Origin of the sequence: Pseudonocardia nantongensis (assembly GCF_046546495.1) — a bacterium.
GTDB lineage: Bacteria > Actinomycetota > Actinomycetes > Mycobacteriales > Pseudonocardiaceae > Pseudonocardia > Pseudonocardia nantongensis.
On the sequence record NZ_JBKGXT010000002.1, the window covers coordinates 303,969 to 329,083 of the forward strand.

The following is a 25,115-nucleotide window of genomic DNA, read 5'->3' on the forward strand; positions in this document are numbered from 1 at the left end:
CGAGGTGAGGGATGACGAGATGACAGGACGAGTCGCGATCATCGGAGCCGGACCGAGCGGCCTGGCGCAGCTGCACGCGTTCGAGCGGGCCCGCGCGGACGGCACGGACGTCCCGGAGCTGGTGTGCTTCGAGAAGCAGAGCGACTGGGGCGGCCTGTGGAACTACACCTGGCGGAGCGGGCTCGACGAGCACGGCGACCCCTGCCACGGCAGCATGTACCGCTACCTGTGGTCGAACGGCCCCAAGGAGTGCCTGGAGTTCGCCGACTACACCTTCGAGGAGCACTTCGGGCGGCCGATCCCGTCGTTCCCGCCCCGCGCGGTCCTCGAGGACTACATCCTCGGCCGGGCGAAGAAGTCCGGTGTGCGCCGGCACATCCGGTTCGACACTGCCGTGCGCTGGATCGACCACGACCCCGGGAGCGACACGTTCCGGCTGACCGTCGAGGACCTCGAGCAGGGCGCGAGCCGCGACGAGGAGTTCGACCACGTCATCGTCGCCACGGGTCACTTCTCCATCCCGAACGTGCCCTCGTACCCGGGATTCGAGCAGTTCCCGGGCCGGATCCTGCACTCGCACGACTTCCGGGACTCCCAGGAGTTCACCGGGAAGGACCTCCTCGTCGTCGGCAGCAGCTACTCGGCGGAGGACATCGCCCTGCAGACCCGCAAGTACGGGGCGAACTCGGTGACCATCAGCTACCGGAGTGCGCCGATGGGGTTCCCGTGGCCCGATGGCGTCGAGGAGGTCCCGGGGATCGACCGCGTCGAGGGCCGCACCGTGCACTTCGTCGACGGCTCGACCCGCGATGTCGACGCGATCATCATGTGCACCGGGTACCGGCACCACTTCCCGTTCGTCGCGAGCCCGCTGCGGCTCGCGACCAGAAACGTGCTCTACCCGCCGGATCTCTACAAGGGCGTCTTCTGGATCGACAACCCGAAGATGATGTACCTGAGCATGCAGGACCAGTACTACACGTTCACGATGTTCGACGCCGAGGCGTGGTACGCCCGCGACGTCGTGCTCGGCCGGATCACGCTCCCGGAGCGTGCCGAGATGGAACGGGACATCGCGACCTGGCGGGCCCGCGAGGCGGCACTCGACGGGCCGATGGACGACATCGACTTCCAGGCCGACCACATCGCCGATCTCCTCGCCGCGGTCGACTACCCGGCCTTCGACCTCGACCTCACCCGGGAGCAGTTCAAGGCCTGGGAGCACCACAAGACGGAGAGCATCGTGGGCTACCGGGACCAGGCGTTCTCCTCGCCCTGCACCGGTACCCCGGCGCCGGTCCACCACACCGCGTGGTGGGAGGCGCTCGACGACTCGTTGCCGACGTTCCTCGACCAGCGCGAGACGACCTCGGCCTACTGACGCACTTCGCTGCGGACCCGTGTCCGCGAGATTGGGTGATCGACACATGCTTCCCGAGAAGTCCCGCTACGTCGTCATCGGCGCCGGCATCCACGGCCTCACCACCGCGTGGCACCTGGCCCGTGGCCTGGCCGAGGCCGGCCGGGGAGACGGCAGCGATGTCGTCGTCGTGGACAAGACCGACGTGGGCGCCGGCGCGTCCGGCGTCGCGTGCGGCGTCATCCGGAACAACTACTTCCAACCGGCGATGCGCAGATTGATGGCGCATTCGGTCGAGGCGTGGGAACGGAACGCCGAGGCGCTCTCGTACCACGGCGTGGGGTACATCCAGCTCGCACCGGACTCGATGGCCGACGACGTCCGGCAGATCGCCCGCGAGCAGAACGAGATCGGCTACGAATCGGTTCTGGTGGAAGGCGCCGACGAGTGCCACCGGTACATGCGGGAGATCTTCTCCGACTGGCAGGCACCGGGGATCTCGATCCTGCTGCACGAGAAGCGGGGCGGGTACGCGAACAACACGCTGTCGCTGTCCGGGCTCGCGGCGAAGGTGAAGGCGGCCGGTGTCCGGATCGAGACCGGGGTGTCGGTCACCGGGCTCGAGCGGGACGGGGATCGGGTCGCCGCGGTCGTGACGGATCGGGGGCGGGTGGCCTGCGAATCGGTGGTGGTGGCGGTCGGGCCCTGGGTGCGCGACATCTGGTCGATGCTCGACCTGCCGACTCACATCACCGTCCGCGACAGCGCGGGCCGGGATCACCCCGATCAGCCGATGTGGACGTACTGGGCGCTGCAGGAGGGAACGCTCGAGGTCGACCCGCACGAGTTCACCGACAACGCGGGCGGGTTCCCGCCGGTCGTGCACGTCGACTCGGACGCCCCGCTGTACGACGACGAGGACGGGTCGCTGATCACCGATCAGCTGTGGGGGATCTACTACAAGCCGGACTTCCACTTCGGCGGTGTCCAGGGAGGTGCGTCCCCGCAGCGGATCGACCGACCGGCGGGTGAGGTCGCGGTGGACCCGTACGGTCCGGCGAGCCCGGAGTTCGTGGTCGACGACTCGTTCGTGCGCATGTGGACCTCCGCGCTGGCCGCGTGCCACAAACGGTTCGAGAACAAGCGGGGCGTCTACTCGAAGGAACCCTCCGGCGGGATCGGTGCGTTCACGCCGGACAGCTTCCCGGTGTTCGACACGTTCTGCGAGAACACCTACGTCATCGCCGACGCCAACCACGGCTACAAGATGCTCGGTGTCGGTGAGCTGGTGGCGAAGGAACTGCTCGGTGAACCGCAGGAACTGCTGGTGCCGTTCCGTTTCGACCGGTACCGCACCGGCGACCTGCACCCGACCAGCCACTCCCCGTTCCCGTGGAGCTGACGAGCCGAGAGAGGGATCCTTCGATGAACGAGGCGAGTTCGAGCCTGCCGCACTCCGCGGTCGTGGCCCCCGACCGACGGAGCCAGTGGGCGCGGGACGGGGCACTGCACGACCACGGGCGCCTGCTGATGTCGTGTCAGGACGGTCCCGGGATCGTGGCGTCGGTGACGGCGTTCCTGCATGCGCGGGGTGCGAACATCGTGCACGCCGACCAGAACTCCACCGATCCCGAGGGTGGGAAGTTCTTCCAGCGGATCGTGTTCCACCTGCCGAATCTGGTCGAGCGGCTGCCGGGACTGCGGCGCGAGTTCGGCGAGGAGGTGGCCGGCCGGTTCGGCATGGCGTTCCAGATGAGCGCCGCCGAGGTGCCCAAGCGGGTGGCGCTGTTCGTCTCGAAGTTCGACCACTGCCTGCTCGACCTGCTGTGGCGGTGGCGGCGCGGTGAGCTGCCGGTGGACATCGTGCAGGTCGTCTCGAACCATCCGGACCTGGAGAAGGACGTCGCCGGATTCGACGTGCCGTACGCGCACATTCCGGTGACCAGGGCGACCAAGGCCGAGGCCGAGCAACGGCAGCTCGAGCTGTTGGAGAACCGGGTCGACCTGGTCGTCCTGGCCCGGTACATGCAGGTGCTCAGCGGCGACTTCCTCCGCCGGGTCGAGGTCCCCGCGATCAACATTCATCACTCGTTCCTGCCCGCTTTCGCCGGTGCCGGCCCGTACGAGCAGGCGAAGAAGCGGGGGGTGAAGCTGGTGGGCGCGACCGCGCACTACGTGACCGAGGACCTCGACGAGGGCCCGATCATCGAACAGGACGTCGCCCGGATCTCGCACCGCCAGTCCGTCCGCGAGATCGCCCGCCGGGGCGCCGACATCGAGCGGGTCGTGCTGGCGCGCGCGGTGGAGGCGCACTGCGACGACCGGGTGCTGCTCGACGACAACACGACGATCGTCTTCTAGAGGGATCCCGACGTGAGCGCAGTACTGATCGACGGTAAGGCCGCGGCGGCCGAGCTGCGGAGCGAGATCGCGAACGAGGTTGCCGAGCTGCCGCGCGCCCCCGGGCTCGCCACGCTCCTGGTCGGCGACGATCCCGCCTCCCACATCTATGTCAAGAACAAGCGCAAGCAGTGCACACAGGTCGGGATCCGCGACCTGCACCGGCCCGTCCCCGGGGACGTGTCACACGCCGAGCTCGCCGGCATCATCGACGAGCTCGCCGACGACCCGGACGTCACCGGGATCCTGCTCCAGCTGCCGCTGCCCGCTCACCTGGACGCGAACACGCTCCTGGCCCGGATCCCCCCGGCCAAGGACGTCGACGGCCTCACCGAGCGCAGCGCCGGGCGGCTGGCGCTCGGCAAGCCCGGCCTGGTGCCGTGCACCCCGTCCGGGGTGATGCACCTGCTGGACCGGGCCGGGGTGGTGCTGGAGGGGGCGGAGGCCGTCGTCGTCGGCCGGTCGTCGCTGGTCGGCAAGCCGCAGGCCCAGCTGCTCCTGGCCCGCAACGCCACGGTGACGACGTGTCACTCCCGGACCCGGGACCTCGCCGGGGTCACCCGGCGGGCCGACGTGCTGGTCGCGGCCGCGGGGGTGCCGCGGATGATCGGACCGGACGCGGTGAAGCCGGGCGCGGTAGTGATCGACGTCGGGATGCACCGCCTGGAGTCGGGCCTGTGCGGCGACGTCGACACCGAACGGGTCGCCGAGGTCGCCTCGGCGATCACCCCGGTGCCGGGCGGTGTCGGGCCGATGACCATCGCGATGCTGCTGCGCAACACCGTCCTCGCCGCGGGGCTGTCCAGCGGGGACGCGGTCGGGGCCCGTCGGTGATCCCGCCGGTCGCCTCCGTGCTGGGGACGGCGGTACCGATCGTGCTGGCGCCCATGGGCGGGGTGGCGGGCGGTGCCCTCGCCGCCGCGGTGTCCCGCGCCGGCGGGCTCGGCATGGTCGGCGCCGGTTACGCGGACCCCGAGCGGCTCGCTGCAGAACTGCGGGTCGCGCGTGGCGCCCGGGTCGGGTGCGGATTCATCACCTGGTACCTGGAACGCGAGCCCCGGCAACTGGACGTCGCGCTCGATCACCAGGTGGCCGCTGTCATGCTGTCGTTCGGCGAGGTCCGGCGATTCGCCCCGCGGGTGCACGCGGCCGCGATCCCGCTGATCTGCCAGGTGTCCGGTCGTGACGAGGCGGCCGAAGCACTCGACAGCGGGGCCGAGGTGATCGTGGCCCACGGCGGCGAGGGCGGCGGCCACGGCGTACACCTGCGGTCGACCCTGACCCTGGTCCCGGAGCTCTGCGACCTAGTGCACGAGCGCGGTCATCCGGTCCCGGTACTCGCCGCAGGTGGCGTGGCCGACGGGCGCGGGCTGGCCGCCGTGCTGGCACTCGGTGCGGCCGGGGCGGTGGTCGGGACGCGGTTCGCGGCGACGGCCGAGGCCGCGGTCTCGCCCGCGGCACACCGGCGGATGGTCCGGGCCCGGGGCGACGACACCCTCACCACCCGCGTCTACGACGATGTTCGTGGCGTGAACTGGCCCGACGGCTACGCGAGCCGAGTGCTCCGTTCCCGGTTCACCGACGCGTGGGACCGCAAGGGGACCGGCTCCGTCCCGGTGGAGCACCTGTACGAGGCGACCGAGGAGTTCCGGGACGGGACACGGCGCGATGATCCGGAGACCGTCCTCGTCCATGCCGGCGAGGGCGTGGGTGTCATCGGCCGGACCGAGTCGGCCGCCACGGTCGTGGAGGTCATGGCCGCCGAGGCCCGAGGGGTGATCGACTCCCTGGACGGGCACCCGAGGCTGTGACCGGCGGCGGGGAGCCGGCGCCCCGCGAACGGGCGGGGAGATCCCGCCGACTCGGCTGTGCCGGGACAGGCCGACCGACCATGGTGGGATTCCCGGAACGGAGCTGCCATCGTGGCGCAGGCGTGCGCCAGCCGGGGGTCATCGCGGGTCTGGTGCAGCCTCGTCCGGGCATCGGCGCGTCGACTCCCGCAGGATGAGGTCGAGCGGGAGCAGTTCGCGGGCCGGTGGGTCGGTGTCCGCTCCCATCCGTTCGGAGAGCAGGTCGACGAGCCGGTTCGCCGAGGCGGTGACGTCGATCCCCAGGCCGGTGATCGAGGGTCGGGACAGCTCCGCCACGGGCCCGTCGGTGGCGGTGGCGATCATCAGCTCGTCTGGGACGCCGATGCCGAGCCGTTGCGCGGCGGCGAGCGTTCCTACCGCGAAGACGCTCGACGACGTGATGATCGCGTCCGGCGGGCCGGGGCGGGTGAGCAGTCCTTCGGCGACCTCGATGGCCGAGAGTCGGCCCTCGTCGTTGTCCGCGACCCGCAGGAGCGGGGCCAGCCCGAGGATCGGTGAGCTCGCTGCATCGGTGTCGACGTCGAACATCGTGCTCGACGCCCGCAGCGGCGCCCGCGGCCCGAACTCCACCGACCAGGAGTCGCCGGACCCGGTGTGGTGCAGCAGGAACCCGGACCCGCCCAGGGTCGTCTCGGTAGGCTCGACGACCCCGGCGACGAGCGCTGCGGCCACGGCGGCGTCGACCGCGTTGCCACCCCGTTCGAGCATGCTCGTCCCGGCCGTGCAGCTCGACTCGTGCGGTGCGACGACCGTGCCCTCCGGGTCGCTCCGGACGGACACCGAATGCCGCGGGGGACGGTGGGAACGCATGGGCCCTGCTCCTTCCGAAACCGCTCCCGGGGTGGAGCGGACGGCGCGAAGCTAGGTTTCCGAGCAACTCCCGCTCAACGGTCTTTGCGGGTTTTGCGTGGCGGTTCGAGGCACGAGGCCGCCGTGAGCGAGAACGCACCGGCGAGCAGCGAGTAGAGCGACCACTCACCTGTTCACGTGGCCCGCGCCGGGCACACGCAGAACTCGTTGCCATCGGGGTCGAGCATCACCGTCCACGTGCGCCCGGCCTCGGTGACCTCGTGCTGCACCCGGGCTCCCCGGGCGGTGAGCCGGGCGACCGTCTCCTCCCGCCGGTCCACCCGCAGGTCCAGGTGGACGCCGCCGGGGCCGGTCCCGGCATCGACCGTCTGGACGACCAGCTGCGGGCCCGTGCCCTCGGCCGGGTCGAGGACCAGGTACCGGCCGCGCCGGTAGCGGATCCGGTAGTCCAGCGCCGCGCACCAGAACTCCGCCGCGAGCTCGCCGTCGGCGGCGTTGATCGTGATCTCCAGCGAGTCCATCGCCGCTACCGGGGCCCTCCGGCGACATGCCCGCCCGTCTCGCGCTCGGCCGCGTCCCGCGAGGCGCGACCCGTGCGGTAGCGCGTCCAGTCCATCGCGGTGCCCGGCTGCCCCCAGACCACCAGCACGCTCGCCGGTGACGGGCCCGGGTTCACCAGGTCGTGCCGCGTGCCGGCCCGCGCGATGACCGCGTCGCCGGGCCCGAGGTCGAACCGCTCCCCGTCGACGGTCATCACGGCCGCGCCGTCGAGCAGTACGTAGATCTCCTCGAGCGCCTCCGCGCCCGGGGGGTGCGCGTGCATGCCCTCCGAACCGCCGGGTGGCAGCTCCCAGCGCTGGATCGCCACCGGGAGCGTGCTCTCCTCGCGGAAGTACCACTGCAGCTCGGAGGGTCGTTCCCCATCGTGCAAGGTGATCGCGAACTGTGCCCGGCCGGCCCGTTCCAGCATGGTCCACCGCCTCGTGGTCGCCTCCGACGTCCGGGCACGAGGCTAGCCGTCCGGCCGTCGCCGGGCGCCCCGCCCGCAGGTCCAGGTGCACGTTCCCGATCAGGACGCCCGGTCTGCCGGGCAGCGTCCCAGCGTCCGGTGCAGCGTGACGGTCGTCCCGGACGGCCCCCGGTCCACGACGACGTCCTCCGCGCAGGCCCGCATCATCGCCAGCCCGCGGCCCCGGTGGCCCGGGTCCGTCGGCGGGGCCCGCCAGCCCCCGTGGTCCGAGACCTGCACCGTCACCCGGAATCCCGCACACCCCGGGCCCCCGCTGTGGGTCGTGTGCGCCCGCAGCGTGACGGTGCCCGGGGCGCCGTCGCGGTAGGCGTGCTCGATGCAGTTCGACACGGCCTCGTTGACCGCGAGCACCAGGTCCGCGGCCGCGTCACACGGCGCCTCGAGCCCGCACAACGACGCGAGCCAGCGGCCGGTCGCGCGCCGGGACCGAGCGGCCGCGCCCGGTTCGGCGGGCAGCTCGACGTGCAGCTCGGCGGACATGGTGGCGGAGTACCCATCGGTAGCCTGCTCGATTCGCGCCGTTCACCGGATCCGGGCGGGCGGTCGGCGTCGTGGACACCCGGGGTTTTCCGACCGCTGCACCGGGGAACTCGTCCGCATCCAGGGCGGGTCGCGCTAGATTCACCGCCTGTTGCCGACACCACGACCGGACCCGCGCACGCCGCCGACCCGGCCGGGGACGACACTCCGTGTGCCCGTCACCGCCGAGGGTCGCCGTGCCCGTGTGCCCGGCTCCGACCAGGGAGAGGATCCGCCGATGGCCAAGAAGTCGAAGAAGTCCGAGAACTCGAAGAAGAAGGACGCCCCGAAGGTCGACGCGAAGGCGCTGTCCGCCGCGGCCGAGCGGCTGGAGGCGGCCGCCGAGCGCGCCGGGAAGGCCGCGACCGAGGCCCAGCGGGTCGCGACGAAGGCCGCCGCGGACGGGAAGGGCAAGAAGAAGGACGCCAAGAAGGGCGACGCCGGCGCGGACGCGAAGAAGGACGCCAAGAAGGACTCCGGCAAGGGCAAGAAGGACGCCGAGAACGACTCCGGCAAGGCGGGCAAGAAGGCGGTCGCGAAGGCCCGGCGTGCGGAGGAGAAGGAGGCCGAGGAGGCCGTCCGGGCCGCGGCGAAGGCCGAGAAGCAGGCCAAGGACGACGCGGACAAGCAGCGCAAGGAGCAGACGAAGGCGGCCGAGGCGGAGAAGAAGGCCGCCAAGCAGGCCAAGGCCGCCCGGCAGGACAAGGTCGCCACCGCCAAGGAGGCGGCGAAGGCCGAGAAGAAGGCCGCGAAGCTGGCCAAGGACAAGGTCGTGGCCGGGCAGCCGGGCGAGGGCGTCGGCACCCCGGACACCGAGCCGGCCGAGCGCGACGCCCGTCGCCGCGAGGCCGAGGCGGCGGCCGCCCGGATCGCCGCCGCCGTCTCCACAAAGGTCAACAGCTCGGAGGCCGCCGGCGCCGCGGTGCCGGAGGTGCACCACACCTCCGACGGCGCGCGCGGCTGAGCGACCCCGCAGCAGCACCCGCAGCGCCCGGGTCCGGTCCGCCGGGCCCGGGCGCTGCTGTGTCCGTGGGCGTGTTCCACACCTCCGGCATGAACAGGTATTCAGTCTTGCAGTGTTGTGCAGGCCAGTCGTACGGTTCCGCCGGACCGAACCAGCCTGCGAGGAGACACCCGTGCACATCGCCGAGGGCTACCTGCCGCCGCTGCACGCGGCGGCCTGGACCGTCGTGGCCGCCCCCTTCGTGGTGCACGGGGCCCGCGCCGTCGCCCGGCAGGTTCGCGAGGACCCCGACACCAAGCTGCTGCTCGCCGCGGCCGGGGCGTTCACCTTCGTGCTCTCCGCCCTCAAGATCCCGTCGGTGACCGGCTCGTCGTCGCACCCGACCGGGACCGGGCTGGGGGCGGTGCTGTTCAAACCTCCGGTGATGGCGCTGCTCGGGACGGTGGTGCTGTTCTTCCAGGCAGTCCTGCTCGCGCACGGCGGCCTGACCACCCTCGGCGCGAACGCGTTCTCGATGGCGATCGCCGGCCCGTGGATCGCCTACGGGGCGTTCGTCGCCGTCCGGCGGCTCGGCGGCTCGCTCGGCCCCGCGGTGTTCGCCGCCGCGTTCCTCGCCGACCTCGGCACCTACACGATCACCAGCGCCCAGCTCGCGCTGGCGTTCCCGGACCCGACCTCCGGTGTCGGTGGCGCGTTCGGCACCTTCGCCGGCATCTTCTCGATCACCCAGATCCCGCTCGCGGTCGCCGAGGGCCTGCTGACCGTGCTGGTCGTCCGGCTGCTGACGAAGATCAGCCCCGACGAGCTGCGACGGCTCGGGGTGCTGCGGCCGCGGCCCACCGCCGCTGCCACCGATGCGAAGGAGGCGTCGGTGTGAGCCGCTCGACCCTGGTCAACGTCCTGCTCGTGGTCGCCGTGGTGGCCCTGTTCGCGGTCCCGGTGCTGTTCGTCGAGGGCGAGTACGCCGGTACCGACGGCCAGGCAGGCGAGGTCATCGAGGAGACCGGCTACCAGCCCTGGTTCTCCCCGGTGTGGGAGCCGCCGTCGGGCGAGATCGAGTCCGGGATCTTCGCGATGCAAGCGGCCGCAGGGGCCGGGGTGCTCGGCTACTGCCTGGGCGTGGCCCGCACCCGCAGGCGTGCCCGGGACGCCGGGGCCGTCCCGGCCGGGCCGGGTGAACCGCCGGCCGGCCGGGGCTGATGCTGCCGATCGACGAGGTCGCCCACGCCAACCGCTGGCGAGCCCGTCATCCCGGCGAGAAGGCGTTCCTCGCGCTCGGCCTGCTGGTGCTGACGGTCGCGCTCCCGCCGTGGCCCGGCGCGGCGCTCTGCGGTGCCGCCGCGCTCACGCTGCTGCTGGCCGGCGCCCGGATCCCGCTGCGCACCGTCGGCCGGCTGCTGCGCCTCCCGCTCGGGTTCGTGCTGGTCGGGGCGATCCCGCTGCTGATCACCGTGGGCGGTGACCCGTGGCTCGCCCCGGCGCCCGGCGGACCGGTGCGCGCGGCCGAGCTGGTCGGCCGGTCGATGGCCGCGGTGAGTTGCCTGATCCTGTTCGCCGCGACGACCCCGGTGTCCGACGCGCTGCCCCGGCTGCGGTTCATCCCGGCGCCCGTCACCGAGGTGGCGTTGCTGATCTACCGGATGCTGTTCCTGCTGCTGGACTCGCTGCATGCGGTCCGCGAGGCGCAGACCCTGCGGATGGGCTTCGGATCCTGGCGCGCCACCTACCGGTCGCTGGCCGGGCAGGGGAGCGCGATCTTCGTGCGGGCCTTCGACCGGGCGCGGCGGCTCGAGGCCGGGCTGGCCTCCCGCGGCTACGACGGCGTGCTGCGGGTCCGCCCCGGCGAGCGCCCGGTCTCGGTGGTGTTCGTGACCGCCAGCGCGGTACTGCTGGCGACGCTCGCCACGACCACGCTGCTGGCGACGCTGTGACCCCGCCCGTGCTGGAGGGGCGCGGCCTGGTCTTCGGTTACCGGGGCGGCCCGCCGGTGCTCGACGGCGCCGATCTCGCCGTCCGGACCGGGCGCCGGCTCGCCGTGCTCGGCCCGAACGGGGGCGGCAAGACCACTCTGTTCCGGTTGCTGCTCGGGCTGCTGGTGCCCCGTGACGGCGAGGTGCTGCTCGACGGCGTACCGCTGGACCGCCGGCGGCGCGGCCTGGCCCGGCTGCGGGAAAGCGCCCAGCTGGTGCTGCAGGATCCGGACGACCAGCTGTTCGCCGCCGACGTCGCCCAGGACGTCTCGTTCGGCCCGCTGAACCTGGGCCTGGACCCGGCCGAGGTGGACCGGCGGGTGGCCGGTGCGCTGGCCGCCGTCGGCGTCGCGGACCTGGCGGACCGCCCGACCCACCTGCTGTCGTTCGGGCAGCGCAAGCGGGTCGCGATCGCCGGCGCGCTCGCCGTGCGACCGCGGCTGCTGGTGCTCGACGAGCCGACCGCCGGGCTGGACCCGGCCGGCGTCGAGGAGCTGGTCGCGACGCTGCACCGGCTGCACGACGACGGCACCGCCGTCGTGCTGTCCACCCACGATGTCGACCTGGCCCACCGCTGGGCCGACGACGTCGCGGTCGTCGCCGGGGGCCGGATCCGGACGGGCAGCGCGCCGGAGGTGCTCGGTGATCCGGCCCTGCTCGCCGGGGCCAGGCTCGGTCCGGCGTGGGCACCCGCGGTGGCCCGGCTGCTCGGCGAGCTCGGGCGCACCGGCCCGCCGCCGCGCACCGCCGCCGAGCTGCACGCGCTGCTCGACGGGTTCCCGGCCCGCCGAGTGTGACGTTCCGGCCCTCGCGACGACCGGACCGTCACACTCGACCCGGAACGTGCTGGGGGTGAGGGGGGTCAGTCCCGGTGGTCGGCGGGACGCTTCTCGGTGAACGCCGCCATCGCCTCGTGCAGGTCCGCCGACATCAGCGCCCCGCTGTTCCAGGTGGCGATCTGCTCCAGGCCGTCGGCCACCGAATGGTCGCGGGCGTAGGTGATCGCGTGCTTGGTGCCGCGCATCGCCAGCGGGGACTTCGCAGCCAGCTCGGCGGCCACCGTCGCGACCCGCTCCTCCAGCGCGGCCGGGTCCGGCAGCACCTCGTTGACCAGCCGCATCGCCGCGGCCTCCGCGCCGTCCACCGGGCGGCAGGTGTAGGCCAGCTCCCGGGCGACGCCCTCGCCGACGATCCGCGGCAGCCGCTGCAGCACTCCGACGTCGGCGGCCAGGCCCATGTCGACCTCCTTGAGCACGAACCGGGCGTCGGCGCTCGCGTAGCGCAGGTCGCAGGCCACGGCCAGGTCCAGCCCGGCCCCGACGCACGCCCCGTGCACCGCGGCGATCACCGGCTTGCGGCACCGCTCCACCGCGGTCAGGCAGTCCTGGAGGTCGAGGATGGTCCGGCGGAGCTTGTCGGCGCCGTGCCCGGGGGAGGGGTCGGTCGCGGTCTGCTGCAGCCCGCCGAGCATGGACAGGTCGATACCGGAGCAGAAGTGCTTTCCGTTGCCGCTGATCACGAGCACCCGGACGGCGGGGTCGTCGTCCAGGGCCCGGACGGCGTCGCGCAGCTCGAACCACATCGGCTCGCTCATCGCGTTCGCGGCTCCGGGGCGGTCCAGCCGCAGCCGTGCGACCCCGTTCGCCACCTCGATCGACAGCGTGGACGAACGTTCCGCTCCGCGGCTCTCCGCCGTCGGCTCACCCATGTTCCGAACTCCTCGCCTCACCCGCACGGACGCATCGAGGCTACCCCGGAGTAACCGGCACTGAGAGGATGCCCGGCATGGGGGTGCGGAGTCCGGAACGCCGGACGTGGTGGGTGGCGTGCGGGCTGCTGTTCGCGGTCGCGGTGGGGCCGAACGTGCCCACGCCGCTGCTGCTGATCTACCGCGAGCAGCTCGATCTGGCGCCCAGCACGCTCGCCGCGATCTTCGGCGTGTACGCGCTGGGGCTGGCGCCCTCGCTGCTGTTCGGCGGGCCCGCCTCGGACCGGTTCGGCCGAGTGCGGGTGCTGCTGCCGGCATCGGTGCTGGTCGCGCTGGCCTCACTGGTGTTCCTCGGCGCCACCTCCTCGTCGGGAGGGGCGCTGGGCGTGCTGTTCGCGGCCCGATTCCTGCAGGGGCTGGCCTCGGGTGCGGTGTTCAGCGTCGGCAGCGCCTGGTTGCAGGACCTGGCCGCGGAGCACCCGGGGCCCGACGGCGGGGCGAACGGCCCGGCGCGCGCCGCCCGGTCGGCCTCGATCGCGCAGACCGGCGGGTTCTGCCTGGGCCCGCTCACCTCCGGGCTGCTCGGCGCGTACGGGCCGCTGCCGCTCACGCTGCCCTACCTGGTGCACGTGGCGATGATGGTCGTGGCGCTGGCCGCGGTCGGCCTCGTCGCCGGGACCGGGACGCGCCCGGACGGCGGCGCGAGGCGCGGGCTGCTGCCCCGGCCGGGGCTGGACGGCCGCGCCCGGCGGACGTTCGGCCGCGTCGTCGTGCCGACGGCGGTGTGCGTCTACGCCTTCCCCTCGGTGTCGGTGACCGTGCTGCCGCTGCTGCTGCCCGGCGTGACGGGGCTGGTCGCCTTCACCGGGCTGCTGGCCGCGCTGACCCTGGGCACCGGGACGCTGGTGCAGCCGTTCGCGCACCGGCTCGGCCCGCGGACCGGGCCGGTCGGGGCCGGGCTCGGCGCGCTCGGGTTCGCGGCCGGGGTGGTCGCGGCGTACGCGCCGTCCGTCCTCCCGGTCGCCGTGGCCGGGGTGCTGCTCGGTGCCGGTGGCGGGCTGTGCCTGAACGCGGGCCTGACCCTGGTAGGGCGGCTGGCCCCGGTGTCCGGACGCGGTGCGGCGAACGGGCTCTTCTACACCGCCGCCTACGCCGGGTTCGCGACGCCGTACCTGGCGACGGCGTTCGTCACGGTCGAGGAACTGGCGGTACCGCTGCTGGTCCTGGTCGTGGTCACGGCGACGACGGCGGCGTGGCTGGCGGCCCGGACCCGCGCCGGCGCGGGCGGTGACTGAGCCGCCGGGCGGCGTGCGGCGGGGCACTACGCTTTCCGGCGTGCCCGACCTGACCAGCACCGCCAACCCGCGTGTCAAGGGCCTGGCCCGGCTGCGCACCCGCCGGCACCGCGACGCCGCCGGTGTCACCCTGATCGAGGGGCACGACGAGCTGGCACTGGCCCTCGACGCCGGGGTGCGGCCCACCGAGGTCTACTGGGCCCCCGACCTGGTCCGGGACGCCGCGCTGCTGGAGCGGATGACCGGTGCCCGGGCGTTCTCGGTGAGCCGGGAGGTGTTCGCCCGCATCGCCTACCGCGAGTCCCCGGACGGCTGGCTGGCCGTCGCCCCCGCCCCCGGGCGCCCGCTCGACGCGCTGGTGCTGCGCCCGGACGCGCTGGTGCTGGTCGCCGAGGGCGTCGAGAAGCCCGGCAACGTCGGCGCGATGCTGCGCAGCGCCGAGGCCTTCGGTGCGGACGCGGTCGTCATCGCCTCCGCCGACCGGGCCGGGACCGACTTCGCGAACCCGAACGTCGTGCGGGCGTCGAAGGGGACGGTGTTCGCGGTCCCGGTCGCCTCCGCGTCCACTCCGGAGGTACGGGACTGGTTGCGCCGCAACGGTTTCCGCACGGTCGTCACGACACCGGCCGGGGCGGGCGAGCTGGGCCGCACCGATCTCACCGGCCCGTCCGCGCTGGTGATCGGGACCGAGGCCACCGGCGTCACCGACGACTGGCTGACCGGCGCGGACGCCACCGTGGTCATCCCGATGCACGGCACGGTCAACTCGCTGAACGCCTCGGTCGCGGCCGCCGTGGTGCTGTTCGAGGCGGTCCGGCAGCGTACGTCGGTGAGCTGACGCGGCGATTCCCGCGCGCTGCGTGACCTGGTGCCGACGGCGATCTACTACTGGCTCGACCACCCCGACGGGCTCTCGCGCTGCTGCGCTCCCCGGACGACCTGCGCTCCCCGGATGACCTGCGCTCCCCGGATGACGTTGAGCCCGTCCCGGGCGGGCTCGACCGGCTCGACGAGGTCGTGCGCGCCGGGCGGGCGGCGGGGCTCGCGGTGACCGTCACCGGGGACGCCGGCGCGCTCCCCGGCGAGGTGGACCGGGTCGCGTTCGGGATCGTCCGGGAGGCGGTGACCAACGCCGTCCGGCACGCGCCGCAGGCCGCCGAGGTGCGGGTGTCGCTCGTCCGGGAGCCCGGCCTGCTGCGGGTGCGGGTCACCGACGACGGCGGCACCCGACCGGCCGGCGAGCGCGACCGGGCCGGTGGCCAGGGTCTGCGCGGTCTCGCCGAACGCGTCCGGGCCCTGCACGGCGACCTGGACGCCGCTCCCGGACCGGACGGCTTCGTCGTGACGGCGGAGCTGCCGCTCGACACCGCGGACGCGCGCCGGACTGGAGAACGCGCACCCGATCGGGCGCGCGTTCCCGGGTTCGGTGAGCGTTCTGCCGGTGGCGTGGCCGACGGGGGTGGGGTGGCCGGTGGGGGTGCGGGGCATGGGTGAGGTGCGGGTGTTGCTGGCCGACGACCAGCGGCTGATCCGGGCTGGGCTGCGGGTGCTGCTCGAGACCGAGGACGGCTACGCGGTCGCCGCCGAGGCCGCCGACGGCGCCCAGGCGGTGCGCGCGGCGCGGCGGACCCGTCCGGACGTGGTCCTGATGGACGTCCCGATGCCCGGCACCGACGCCCTGGCCGAGATCACCGGCGACCCCGGCCTGGCGGGTGCCCGGGTGATCGTCCTGACCACGTTCGACCTCGGGCGGGTTCCTGCTCAAGGACACCGACCCGGTGTCGCTGCTGCGCGCGATCGACCTGGTGCACTCCGGAGAGGCGCTGCTCGCACCGTCGGTGACCCGGCGGTTGATCACCGAGTTCGCCCGGCACGGACCTGCCGCGCCGCCCGCCCGCGACCGGGTCGCCGTGCTGACCGGCCGGGAACGCGAGGTGCTCGCTCGCCCTCGTCGGGCGCGGCCACACCAACGGCGAGATCGCCGCCGAGCTGGTGATCAGCCCGGCCACCGCGCGCACCCACGTGGGCCGGCTGCTGACCAAACTGGACGCCCAGGACCGGGTGCAGCTGGTCGTGATCGCGCACGAGACGGGCCTGGCCGGCGCCCGTCGCTGAGGCCCGCCCGTCGCTGGGGCCGCCCGGCCGCGTCCCGGGGGCCCGACCCCGAGCCGCGGTGTGGCGTCCCCGAGCCGGGAGCCGGGGGACTACGTCGAGGCGCGTAGCCACTGCTGACGTTCCCGCGTCGATGTGCCGGCACCGGTGCCCGGTCGAAACTCGTCCCCATGACCAGAGCGTTCAGCCGGGACTTCCTCGCCTCCGTGCTGGCCGGGGCGGGAGCGGCCGGGGGTGGGATGCTGTTGCAGGCCTGCGGGGCGGTCCCGGTGTCGGCACCGCGCCCGGTCCCGTCGTCCCGGCCGCTCGCGATCCCACCACTCGCGCCGTCCACGGTGGACGCCTCCGGGACCCGGACGTTCGCGCTGAGCGCCGCGCCCGACGCGCCGGGTTCCTGCCCGGTGCAACCGAGACCACCACCACGCACTGGCACGGCATGCTCACGACCGATCGGCCCGGGCCCCGATCGACCTACGGGTCGGTCGGGGTCTGTCGTCTGTGGATGACACAGGCGGCCGAGCGGGTGGCCGTGGCCGGCGCGTCGGACGCAGGCCGGCCGCATCAAGATCACGTGCAGCGCCACCGGCCGGTCGACCGGCACGGACGCACTGCCGCCACACGGCACAACCCGCCCCCGACCCGGCACTCTCCACAGTCTTGATGAACCCGCGGACGGCCGGATAACGCCATCCCTCGACCCCGCGACGAATGCGACGTGACTACCACACCGCAGCAGCAGCAGCCCCAGCCCCAGTACCAGCCGCCGGAGGGTGGCTACCCCTACCAGCAGGCCCCGGTCGAGCCACCGAAGAAGAAGCGCCACGTCTTCCGGTGGGTGTTCCTCGGCATCCAGGCCCTGTTCCTGGCCTGGATCATCGGCGGAATGTCGGCCACCGGCCCGGCGTGCGCCCCGAACCTGTCCGCGGAGGCGTGCCAGGCCGCACAGGGCATCGGCACTGGCATCGGCGTGGCGTTGATCGTCGCGCTGTGGATCGCCGTGGACTTCATCCTCGGCATCACGTACCTGATCTTCCGCAAGAAGTAGCCGAACCCAACCCCCGATCTATCGGAGCCTGCGTCGGGCGACCGGTAGTCACGCACTTCACCCGACGCACAACCGTCGCCCCGCGCTCATCCAGAGTGCGGGGCGACGTCTATTCACCCGACGATCTGCCGGCGCGGCGACGACCCGTATTCCGGCCGCGCGGCGCGGCGTCACGCTGCCGCTGGGCCGCCCACACAGCCCGATTCGTCGCCGACCGCCGGGCGCGCGCCGACGGGTGGCCGGAGTCGTTCACCGCGTTCCGGCGGGCGTCCCGCGCGTGCTAACGGCCGGCCAGCCACGCCCGCCACGTGACCTTCGGGATCGGCCGGCACGCGACGACCGCCACGCCGATCACTACGCCGAGCGCCGCCACCGCGGCGCCGACCCAGAACGTCACCGGCGACCACCGCTCCGCCGCACCGCCGAACGCGGGACCGACCATCATCATCACTCCGATCACGAGGCACGTCGACGCCTCGGCCATCACGAACCCGCGCCGCCTCCGGGCACGCCGCCCGGTTCCGCGCAGCCGGTGCCGGCCGCCGTCGACGGCTGGCCGCACCAGCCGATCCCGACCGGAGCCACCTGGACTCCGGAGTGGACCCTCGAGCAGCCGGCGGCGACGCTCTGGTACCACCCGCACCCGCACCCGCACGGGCACACCGAGCGGCACGTGCACCGCGGGCTGGCGCTCGACCACGCCCTGGCCTGGCACGGCGGGATGCTGGCGGTGCACGTGCCGCTGGGGATCGCGATCGTCGTCGTGCAGCTGGCGATCGCCGTCCGCGCGCTGAGCCCGGTCCGCCAGGCCCCGGCGGACCGGGCGGCTCTCAGCCGGTGAGCTCGGCCCGCAGCCGCTTCTTGTCGGTCTTGCCGATGCCGGTCAGCGGCAGCCGCTGCACGAAGCTGATCTCGCGGGGCACGTACATCGCGCCCGCCCGGTCGGCCACCAGGTCGCCGAGCTCAGCGCCGGTCGGTGCCGGGTCGGCTGGGACGACGGCCGCGTGCACCACCTCGGCGCCGTCGGTGTCCGGGGCGCCGAACACCGCCGCCTGCCGGACGCCCGGGTGGTCCATCAGGACGTCCTCCAGCTCGGAGGTGTACACGTGCCCGCCGACGACGACGACCATGTCCTTCACCCGGTCCACCAGGTGCAGGTAGCCGGCGTCGTCCTGCCAGGCGACGTCGCCGGTGCGCACCCAGCCGTCCACGATCGTCTCCGCTGTCAGCTCGGGCTGCTTCCAGTAGCCGTCCATCTCGGTGCCCGTGCGCACCCACAGCTCGCCACGCTCGCCGGGGCCGACCCGCGCGCCGTCGTCGCCGACGATCGCGATCTCGGTGCTCGGGATGGGCCGGCCGACGGTCTCCAGCAGCTCCGGTTTGCCGTGCTCCTCCGGGGTGAGCGCGCTGATCCCGCCGGCCTCGGTCTGGCCGTAGAACTGGCTCAGCACCGGCCCGATCCGGTCGACCGCCTCGGCGATCCGTCGCGGGTTGGCCGGTGCGCCGCCGTAGACCACCGAGCGCAGCGCGGACAGGTCGGTCCGCTCCAGCGCGGGGTGGTCGAGCAGCCGGTAGAGCAGCGGTGGCAGCAGGAAGGTGTGCGTGATCCGCTCCCGGCCGAGCGCGTCCAGGAAGGTGCCCGGCTCGAAGCCGTCCTGCAGGACAACGATGCCGCCGCCGCCCAGCGTCCGGTCGGCGATCGCCCCACCCGCGTGCGCGATCGGGGTGGCGACCAGCAGCCTGGCGCCGGCGCCGTCGGTCCCGAACCCGGACAGGTGCTCGCGCACCTCGGCCGTCCGCAGGTGGTGGGCGAAGGTGTAGGTGATGCCCTTCGGATGTCCGGTGGTGCCGCCGGTGTGCCGGACCTGCTCGATGTCGCCGGGCCGGGCCCGCCCGCTGATCGGCTCGGCCGGGGCGTCCGCGGACTCCGCGAGGACGTCCGGCCAGTGGTCGGTGGCGCCGAGCCCGAGCGCGTCGACCGGGGCCGCGCGGTCCAGGATCTCGGCCGCCGGAGCTGCGTGCGGGGCGTCGACCAGCACGAGCGCGGCCTCGACGTCGTCGACGATCCGGGCCTGTGCCTCGACCGACAGGCCCTCGTGCGGCTGGGTGATCCCGGCGCCGAGCAGGTTCACCGCGTACCGGGCCGCCATCGCCTCCGGGGTGTTCCCGGCGAGCAGCGCCACGACGGTGCTCGGCCGGACCCGGCCGTCGAGGGTGTGCGCGAGGCGATGCACCGTGTCGGCCAGCTCGCCGCCGGTGAGCCGGCGGTCGTGGTGGACGAGGGCCTCACGGTCCCGGTCGTCCGCCAACGCCGCCAGGATCTCCTCGATGTCCGCGTGCGCCGCGGTCGTCATGTCGCCTCCCGTACTCGCTTCCAGGTCTATTGCTCGATGCAACGATCCGTTGCGGCGCGGGTTTCCCGATGGTGATCCGATCGACACCTCTCGTTTGCGTCGCGCGGGTCACCCGGGCCGGTCGCGGGTACACACCGACCATGACGACGGAGATCGGGAAGGTGTCCGGGCTCTGCCTGGGCTCGAACGTGTTCGGCTGGACCGCCGACGAGCAGGCGTCGTTCGCGCTGCTCGACGCCTTCGTGGACGCCGGCGGGACGATGCTGGACACCGCGGACTCCTACATGTTCCGCGCGGAGGGAAACTCCGGCGGCGAGTCGGAGACGATCATCGGGAACTGGCTCGCCGCCCGGCCGGGCGTCCGGGACCGGGTGCAGATCGCGACCAAGGTCGGCCAGCTCCCGGTCCGCCGGGGGCTGGGGCCGGAGAACGTCGCCGCGGCGGCCGAGGACTCGCTGCGCCGGCTGCGGACCGACCGGATCGACCTGTACTACGCGCATGACGACGACGCCGCCGTCCCGCAGGCCGACTACCTGGCCGCCTTCGACCGGCTGGTGGCCGACGGGAAGGTGCTGGCGACCGGGGCGTCGAACTTCTCCGCCGACCGGCTCCGCTCGGCGCAGGAGATCGCGGCCGCGGAGGGACTGACCCGGTTCGCCGCGGTGCAGCCGCACTACAACCTGATGGAGCGCGACTACGAGGCCGAGCTCGCGCTGGTCGCGGAGACCGAGGGGCTGGCCTGCTTCCCCTACTTCGGGCTGGCCAAGGGGTTCCTCACCGGCAAGTACCGGCCCGGCGCCGATGGTGCGGTGGACAGCGGTGCGACGAGCGGGGCGATGGCCTCCGCCCGGGCCGAGGGCGCCCGGGCCTACCTGGACGACCCGCGCGCCGAGAAGGTCCTCGCCGTCCTGGACGAGGTCGCCGACGCGCACCGGGTGGCCCCGGCCGCCGTCGCCCTGGCCTGGCTGGACGAGCAGCCGACCGTCGCCGCCCCGATCGCCAGCGGGCGGACCACCGACCAGCTCGCCCGGATCCTGCCGGCGCTGACCCTGAGGCTCGCCCCGACCGAGCTCGCCGCCCTCTCCGACGCCAGCGCTTCCTGACGCTCCGCCCCACCGGGCGGCTCCTGGGGCACGCGCCCCGCGCCGCGGCTCCCGGGGGCACCTTCGGGGCCCCGGCCGAGGCGAGGGTGCCCCTCGGGACACGGAGAACGCCGTGCGCGCCGGATTCGAGCGCCCTCAGGCAGCGAGGGCGAGGTCGCGGCGCCGCTCGGCACGCTCCATCCGGACGGCGACGGCGAGCGTCGCGAGCCCGAGCAGCGGCAGGATCGTCGCGACGGCGGCCGGCGAGGTCCAGCCCCACCCGGCGGCCAGCACCAGCCCGCCGACGGCGGCGCCGAGCGCGTTGGACACGTTGAAGGCGGCGTGGTGCAGGGCCGCGCCGAGGGTCGGCCCCTCCCGGCCGGCGTCCATCAGCCGGGTCGCCAGCGCCGGGGTGGTCGCGGTGCTGGAGAACGACAGCGTGAACAGCGCAGCCACCGCCGCGACCGCCGACGGTGCGACGAGCGCGAACACCGCGGTGGACAGCGACGCGACGGCCATCCCGACCGCGATCGTGCGCACCGGGGCCAGCTCGGCGAGCCGGCCGCCGACCTGGTTGCCCAGCGTCATCCCGACGCCGAAGACCGCCAGCGCCACCGGGATGGCGTACTCGGCCATCCCGGACACCTCGGTCAGCACCGGTGTGATGTAGCTGTACACGGCGAACGTGCCGCCGAACCCGGCCGCGATCACCGCCATCGTGATCCACACCTGGCCGCGGCGCAGCGCCGACAGCTCGGCCACCACCGAGCCGCGCCGCTGCTCCCGGACGTCCGGCACGAGCAGGTACACCGCGGCCATCGTGATCAGCGCGATCGCCCCGGTCGCCAGGTACGCCGCGGGCCAGCCCGCGGCCTGACCGAGCCAGGTCGCGCCGGGCACCCCGACGATGTTGGCGATCATCAGGCCGCTCATCACGGTCGCGATCGCCCGCGGCCGCCGCTCGCGGGGGACGAGCGAGGCGGCCAGCACCGACGCCGTCCCGAAGTAGGCGCCGTGCGGCAGCCCGGCCAGGAACCGGGTCGCGACGAACGTGCCGAACGTCGGCGCCAGCGCGGACCCGATGTTGGTGACGGCGAGGGCCAGCGCGAGAACGAGCACCATCCGCTTGCGCGGCCAGCGGGCCCCGGCCACGGCCAGCACCGGCGCCCCGACGACGACGCCGAGCGCGTAGGCGCTGATCGCGCCCCCGGCCTGGGGCACCGAGGCGCCGAGGTCGTGCGCGAACGCGGGGAGCAGGCCCATCGAGGCGAACTCGGTGGTGCCGATCGCGAGCCCGCCCAGCGCCATGGCGAACAGCGCGGGGCCTGCCCGTCCCGACCGGGCGGGAGCTGCGGGGTCGTGGCTGGCAGAGTGACGCGGACGCAGAACGAGTCTTTTCATCGCGACACGAGGATAAAGACTCGCTGGTGGGAGGTGTCAAACCCGATGACGACGATGTCGGGCGACTCACGTCCCGGCGGCGTGCCCCGGAGCCCGGGGGCGCGCCCCGGGCGGGCGGAGACCGACCGCTGGCGGGCGACCGCCGAGGTGCTCGCCGAGGTCCGCCGGGACCCCGGGTCGACCCGGGTCGAGCTGGCCCGCCGGCTGGGTCTGGCCAGCGGGTCGGCCACCGAGATCACCGCGCGGCTGCGCGAGCTCGGCTGGGTGGTCGAGGAGCGCGCCCCGTGCGGCGGGCGCGGGCGGCCGACCACCCGGGTCGTCCCGGCCCCGGCCGGGCCCGCCGTCGTGGCGGTCGACGTCCGGTTCGAGGGCTGGCGGGCCGCCCTGGCCGGGCTGGACGGCGTCCCGGTCGCGGTGCGGTCCGGGCGGCACGCCCACCGGGACCCGGACGCCGTCGCCGCGGAGCTCGACACGGTCGTCGGCGGCCTGGTCGCGGCGCACCCGGGACCGGTCGTCGCGGCCGGGGTGGGGGTGGCCGCGACGGTCACCGACGAGCACCAGGCCCAGGGCACCGGCCAGGGCTGGAGCCCGCTCGACGTGCGCCGGATCGGTGCCGGGCAGGGCCTGCCGGTGCTCGCCGGGAACGACGCGAACCTGGCCGCCGTCGCCGAGGTCCGGGACGGCGCCGCGGCCGGGGCCGGGACGGCGCTGTTCCTCACCGTCGAGGTCGGGATCGGCGGCGCGCTGGTGCTGCAGGGGCGCCCGCAGACCGGCGCCCGCGGCGCGGCGGGGGAGTTCGGGCACCTGCCCTTCGGCGACCCGGCCCGCGAGTGCGCGTGCGGCGCCCGGGGCTGCTGGAACTCCGAGGTGGACGGTCGCGCGCTGGCCCGGACGCTGGGTGAGGCGGAGCCGGACGACCCGCACGGCCACACGCTCGCGGTCCTGGAACGCGTCCGGACCGGCGACGCGGTCGCGGCGGACGCGGTGGGGCGCATCGCGGCCGCGCTCGGCCGGGGCACCGGCGGGCTGGTGAACGCACACGACCCGGAGGTCGTCGTGCTCGGCGGCCTGGGGACGGCACTGCGCGCGACCGCGCCGGACGACTTCGCCGCGGCCTACACCGCCGGTCTGATGGCCTTCCGCCGCGACGACCCGCCGCCGGTCGTCGACGCCGCGCACGGCGCCGACGGCGTGCTGCGCGGCGCCGCCGCGATCGCGCTGGACCACGTGACCTCGGCGGAGGGCCTGGCGGCCCGTGAGTGGTTGTCGCGGTCCTGACCGCGATAACCACTCACGGGCGCGGCAGCGCCCGCAGGTTGCTGCGCGCCAGCTCGATCATCTTCCCGACCCCGCCGTCCAGCACGGTCCGGGTCGCGGCCAGGGCGAACCCGCGGACCTGGGTCGCGGTGATGTGCGGCGGGACGGACAGAGCGTTCGGATCGGTGCGCACGTCCACAACGGACGGTCCGTCGTGGTCGAGCGCCGCCCGCAGCGCGGACCGGACGTGGGCCGGGTCGTTCACGGCGACGGCGTGCGCCCCCGCGGCGCGGGCGATCCCGGCCAGGTCGGACGGCCCGTGGTCGGTCTGGAACGACGGGTAGCCGGCCACCATCATCTCCAGGCGGATCATGCCCAGCGAGCCGTTGTTGAACGCCACCACGGTCAGCGGCAGCTGCTGCTCGACGGCGGTGAGCAGCTCGCCGAGCAGCATCGTCAGCCCGCCGTCGCCGGACAGCGAGACGACCTGGCGTCCGGGGAAGGCGCAGGACGCGCCGATCGCGTGCGGCAGCGCGTTGGCCATCGTCCCGTGCCGGTACGAGCCGATGATCCGGCGGCGCCCGTTCGGTGTCAGGTAGCGCGCCGCCCATACGTTGCACATGCCGGTGTCCACGGTGGCGATCGCGTCGCCGTCCATCTCGTCGTCCAGCACGTCGGCGACGTGCTCGGGATGGATCGGGCGCATGTTCTCGACCCGCTGGGTGTACGCGCCGACGACCTTCTCCAGCGCCTCGGCGTGCCGGCGCAGCATCCGGTTCAGGAAGCCCCGGTCGGTCTTGGTCGTGATCCGCGGCAGCAGCGCCGCCAGGGTGGAGCGGGTGTCGCCGTGCACGCCGAGATCGAGCACCGTGCGCCGGCCCAGGTGCGCGGCGTCGGCGTCGATCTGGACGGTCCGGGCCTGCGGCAGGAAGTCGTCGTAGGGGAAGTCGGTGCCGATCAGGATCAGCAGGTCGGCCTCGTGCGTGGCGTCGTAACAGGCGCCGTAGCCGAGCAGGCCGCTCATCCCGACGTCGTAGGGGTTGTCGTACTGGATCCACTCCTTGCCGCCGAGCGAGTGCCCGATCGGGGCCTGCACCGCCCGGGCCAGCGCGAGCACCTCGTCCCGCGCGCCGGCGATCCCGGCGCCCACGAACAGCGTCACCGACGACGCCGCGTCCACCAGCCGGGCGAGCTCGTCGACCTGCTCGTCGGCCGGGACGACGGTGCCCGAGGGCGCGACCAGGTCGGAGAACCCGGTGGCGTGCGCGGCCGGTTCGGCGCTCACGTCGCCGGGCAGGACCAGTACCGACACGCCCGGCCGGGCCAGCGCGGTCTGCATCGCGATCCGCTGCAGGCGGGGCATCTGCAGCGGCCGGGAGACCAGCTCGCAGAACCCCGAGCACTCGGTGAACAGCTGCTCGGGGTGGGTCTCCTGGAAGTATCCGGTGCCGATCTGGCTCGACGGGATGTGCGAGGCGATCGCCAGTACCGGGGCGCCGGTGCGGTGCGCGTCGAAAAGGCCCTGCACGAGGTGGGTGTTGCCGGGCCCGCAGCTGCCGGCGCAGACGGCGAGCCGGCCGGTCAGCTGCGCCTCGGCGGCCGCGGCGAGCGCCGCGGCCTCCTCGTTGTGCACGTGTACCCAGCGGATCCGGCCGTCCCGGCGGATCGCGTCGGCGAGCGGGTTGAGGCTGTCCCCGACCAGCCCGTAGATCCGCTCGACCCCCGCCTGGTGCAGAAGTTCGATCATCTGGTCGGCCACGGTGCGGCTCACCGGCACGCTCCCTTCGCTCGGTTCGTCGCGCCCGGGTTCCCCTCCGGGACGCCCGCCGAACCGTGGGCCGGTGTGTCGTCCGCTGCCGTGGGGTGCCGACGGTCGCGGGGTGGTCACGTTCGGCGTGTCGGAATGGCCCCCCGGTGCGCGTTCCCGGAACGTGGAT

At 74.0% G+C, this 25,115-nt stretch carries 26 protein-coding genes and 1 pseudogene; 18 read left to right on the forward strand and 9 right to left on the reverse strand.

Annotated elements, in window-relative coordinates:
• Nucleotides 1-19: 19 nt before the first annotated feature.
• The 5 genes from ACLFMI_RS03415 to ACLFMI_RS03435 are packed head-to-tail and all read left to right on the forward strand — an operon-like array spanning nt 20 to nt 5,571.
• A complete protein-coding gene (locus tag ACLFMI_RS03415) occupies nt 20-1,381 on the forward strand; it encodes a flavin-containing monooxygenase (RefSeq protein WP_410946217.1) in 1,362 nt (453 codons plus the stop codon).
• Between the two features lie 46 nt (nt 1,382-1,427).
• A complete protein-coding gene (locus ACLFMI_RS03420; RefSeq protein ID WP_410946218.1) occupies nt 1,428-2,762 on the forward strand; it encodes an NAD(P)/FAD-dependent oxidoreductase in 1,335 nt (444 codons plus the stop codon).
• A gap of 23 nt (nt 2,763-2,785) precedes the next feature.
• On the forward strand, nt 2,786-3,721 hold the full coding sequence (purU, locus tag ACLFMI_RS03425; protein ID WP_410946219.1) for a formyltetrahydrofolate deformylase: 936 nt from the start codon (nt 2,786-2,788) through the stop codon (nt 3,719-3,721).
• 12 nt (nt 3,722-3,733) lie between these two features.
• The gene (folD, locus tag ACLFMI_RS03430) at nt 3,734-4,594 is read left to right on the forward strand and encodes a bifunctional methylenetetrahydrofolate dehydrogenase/methenyltetrahydrofolate cyclohydrolase FolD (RefSeq protein WP_410946220.1); all 861 of its coding nucleotides are present in this window, start codon (nt 3,734-3,736) and stop codon (nt 4,592-4,594) included.
• Nucleotides 4,595-4,611: 17 nt separating this feature from the next.
• On the forward strand, nt 4,612-5,571 hold the full coding sequence (locus ACLFMI_RS03435) for an NAD(P)H-dependent flavin oxidoreductase (RefSeq protein WP_410946307.1): 960 nt from the start codon (nt 4,612-4,614) through the stop codon (nt 5,569-5,571).
• A 138-nt stretch (nt 5,572-5,709) separates the two neighbouring features.
• On the opposite strand, the gene ACLFMI_RS03440 is transcribed toward ACLFMI_RS03435, so the two are convergent.
• The 4 genes from ACLFMI_RS03440 to ACLFMI_RS03455 all read right to left on the reverse strand — a co-directional run bounded on the left by ACLFMI_RS03440 (nt 5,710) and on the right by ACLFMI_RS03455 (nt 7,951).
• The gene (locus tag ACLFMI_RS03440) at nt 5,710-6,441 is read right to left on the reverse strand and encodes a substrate-binding domain-containing protein (RefSeq protein WP_410946221.1); all 732 of its coding nucleotides are present in this window, start codon (nt 6,439-6,441) and stop codon (nt 5,710-5,712) included.
• A 173-nt stretch (nt 6,442-6,614) separates the two neighbouring features.
• Nucleotides 6,615-6,962: a VOC family protein gene (locus ACLFMI_RS03445; protein WP_410946222.1), complete on the reverse strand. Its 348-nt coding sequence runs from the start codon at nt 6,960-6,962 to the stop codon at nt 6,615-6,617.
• Nucleotides 6,963-6,967: 5 nt separating this feature from the next.
• A complete protein-coding gene (locus ACLFMI_RS03450; protein ID WP_410946223.1) occupies nt 6,968-7,411 on the reverse strand; it encodes a cupin domain-containing protein in 444 nt (147 codons plus the stop codon).
• A gap of 99 nt (nt 7,412-7,510) precedes the next feature.
• Complete coding sequence (locus tag ACLFMI_RS03455) at nt 7,511-7,951, reverse strand: ATP-binding protein (RefSeq protein ID WP_410946224.1); 441 nt, start codon at nt 7,949-7,951, stop codon at nt 7,511-7,513.
• Between the two features lie 277 nt (nt 7,952-8,228).
• Here ACLFMI_RS03455 and ACLFMI_RS03460 point away from each other — a divergent pair, with 277 nt between their 5' ends.
• The 5 genes from ACLFMI_RS03460 to ACLFMI_RS03480 all read left to right on the forward strand — a co-directional run bounded on the left by ACLFMI_RS03460 (nt 8,229) and on the right by ACLFMI_RS03480 (nt 11,721).
• Nucleotides 8,229-8,954, forward strand: a complete 726-nt coding sequence (locus tag ACLFMI_RS03460; RefSeq protein WP_410946225.1) for a hypothetical protein — start codon at nt 8,229-8,231, stop codon at nt 8,952-8,954.
• A 172-nt stretch (nt 8,955-9,126) separates the two neighbouring features.
• Nucleotides 9,127-9,831 (forward strand): energy-coupling factor ABC transporter permease, encoded by a 705-nt coding sequence (locus ACLFMI_RS03465; protein ID WP_410946226.1) that lies wholly within the window; start codon nt 9,127-9,129, stop codon nt 9,829-9,831.
• A complete protein-coding gene (locus tag ACLFMI_RS03470; RefSeq protein WP_410946227.1) occupies nt 9,828-10,154 on the forward strand; it encodes an energy-coupling factor ABC transporter substrate-binding protein in 327 nt (108 codons plus the stop codon). The genes ACLFMI_RS03465 and ACLFMI_RS03470 overlap by 4 nt, the downstream gene beginning before the upstream one ends.
• Nucleotides 10,154-10,885, forward strand: a complete 732-nt coding sequence (gene cbiQ, locus ACLFMI_RS03475; protein ID WP_410946228.1) for a cobalt ECF transporter T component CbiQ — start codon at nt 10,154-10,156, stop codon at nt 10,883-10,885. The genes ACLFMI_RS03470 and cbiQ overlap by 1 nt, the downstream gene beginning before the upstream one ends.
• Nucleotides 10,882-11,721, forward strand: a complete 840-nt coding sequence (locus ACLFMI_RS03480) for an energy-coupling factor ABC transporter ATP-binding protein (protein ID WP_410946229.1) — start codon at nt 10,882-10,884, stop codon at nt 11,719-11,721. Before cbiQ ends, ACLFMI_RS03480 begins: the two co-directional genes overlap by 4 nt.
• 65 nt (nt 11,722-11,786) lie before the next feature.
• Here the strand turns inward: ACLFMI_RS03480 and ACLFMI_RS03485 are convergent, their stop codons facing one another.
• Nucleotides 11,787-12,632 carry a crotonase/enoyl-CoA hydratase family protein gene (locus ACLFMI_RS03485; RefSeq protein WP_410946230.1) on the reverse strand — a complete coding sequence of 282 codons (846 nt, stop codon included), beginning with the start codon at nt 12,630-12,632 and terminating at the stop codon, nt 11,787-11,789.
• Nucleotides 12,633-12,709: 77 nt separating this feature from the next.
• Between ACLFMI_RS03485 and ACLFMI_RS03490 the strand changes: the two genes are divergently transcribed.
• The 5 genes and pseudogenes from ACLFMI_RS03490 to ACLFMI_RS03510 all read left to right on the forward strand — a co-directional run bounded on the left by ACLFMI_RS03490 (nt 12,710) and on the right by ACLFMI_RS03510 (nt 17,084).
• A complete protein-coding gene (locus ACLFMI_RS03490) occupies nt 12,710-13,927 on the forward strand; it encodes an MFS transporter (RefSeq protein WP_410946231.1) in 1,218 nt (405 codons plus the stop codon).
• A gap of 40 nt (nt 13,928-13,967) precedes the next feature.
• Nucleotides 13,968-14,765 carry a TrmH family RNA methyltransferase gene (locus ACLFMI_RS03495; protein WP_410946232.1) on the forward strand — a complete coding sequence of 266 codons (798 nt, stop codon included), beginning with the start codon at nt 13,968-13,970 and terminating at the stop codon, nt 14,763-14,765.
• A gap of 209 nt (nt 14,766-14,974) precedes the next feature.
• Entirely contained in the window at nt 14,975-15,421 is a 447-nt protein-coding gene (locus ACLFMI_RS03500) for a sensor histidine kinase (protein WP_410946233.1), read from the forward strand.
• Nucleotides 15,414-16,042: pseudogene (locus tag ACLFMI_RS03505) on the forward strand (response regulator transcription factor). Before ACLFMI_RS03500 ends, ACLFMI_RS03505 begins: the two are co-directional and overlap by 8 nt.
• A 712-nt stretch (nt 16,043-16,754) precedes the next feature.
• Nucleotides 16,755-17,084 (forward strand): hypothetical protein, encoded by a 330-nt coding sequence (locus ACLFMI_RS03510; protein ID WP_410946234.1) that lies wholly within the window; start codon nt 16,755-16,757, stop codon nt 17,082-17,084.
• 280 nt (nt 17,085-17,364) lie between these two features.
• Here the strand turns inward: ACLFMI_RS03510 and ACLFMI_RS03515 are convergent, their stop codons facing one another.
• Nucleotides 17,365-17,544: a hypothetical protein gene (locus ACLFMI_RS03515; RefSeq protein ID WP_410946235.1), complete on the reverse strand. Its 180-nt coding sequence runs from the start codon at nt 17,542-17,544 to the stop codon at nt 17,365-17,367.
• 72 nt (nt 17,545-17,616) lie between these two features.
• Between ACLFMI_RS03515 and ACLFMI_RS03520 the strand changes: the two genes are divergently transcribed.
• Nucleotides 17,617-17,925, forward strand: coding sequence for a multicopper oxidase domain-containing protein (locus ACLFMI_RS03520; protein WP_410946236.1), 309 nt, complete (start codon nt 17,617-17,619; stop codon nt 17,923-17,925).
• On the opposite strand, the gene ACLFMI_RS03525 is transcribed toward ACLFMI_RS03520, so the two are convergent.
• A complete protein-coding gene (locus tag ACLFMI_RS03525) occupies nt 17,915-19,438 on the reverse strand; it encodes an AMP-binding protein (protein ID WP_410946237.1) in 1,524 nt (507 codons plus the stop codon). The two genes, ACLFMI_RS03520 and ACLFMI_RS03525, sit on opposite strands and share 11 nt — an antisense overlap.
• Before the next feature lie 140 nt (nt 19,439-19,578).
• On the opposite strand from ACLFMI_RS03525, the gene ACLFMI_RS03530 reads away from it, so the two are divergent.
• On the forward strand, nt 19,579-20,541 hold the full coding sequence (locus ACLFMI_RS03530; protein ID WP_410946238.1) for an aldo/keto reductase: 963 nt from the start codon (nt 19,579-19,581) through the stop codon (nt 20,539-20,541).
• Nucleotides 20,542-20,676: 135 nt separating this feature from the next.
• Here ACLFMI_RS03530 and ACLFMI_RS03535 read toward each other — a convergent pair whose 3' ends face one another.
• A complete protein-coding gene (locus tag ACLFMI_RS03535) occupies nt 20,677-21,828 on the reverse strand; it encodes an MFS transporter (protein WP_410946239.1) in 1,152 nt (383 codons plus the stop codon).
• Between the two features lie 138 nt (nt 21,829-21,966).
• On the opposite strand from ACLFMI_RS03535, the gene ACLFMI_RS03540 reads away from it, so the two are divergent.
• Entirely contained in the window at nt 21,967-23,199 is a 1,233-nt protein-coding gene (locus ACLFMI_RS03540; RefSeq protein WP_410946240.1) for an ROK family transcriptional regulator, read from the forward strand.
• A 13-nt stretch (nt 23,200-23,212) separates the two neighbouring features.
• Here the strand turns inward: ACLFMI_RS03540 and ACLFMI_RS03545 are convergent, their stop codons facing one another.
• A complete protein-coding gene (locus tag ACLFMI_RS03545; protein WP_410946308.1) occupies nt 23,213-24,925 on the reverse strand; it encodes a pyruvate dehydrogenase in 1,713 nt (570 codons plus the stop codon).
• Between the last annotated feature and the right edge of the window lie 190 nt (nt 24,926-25,115).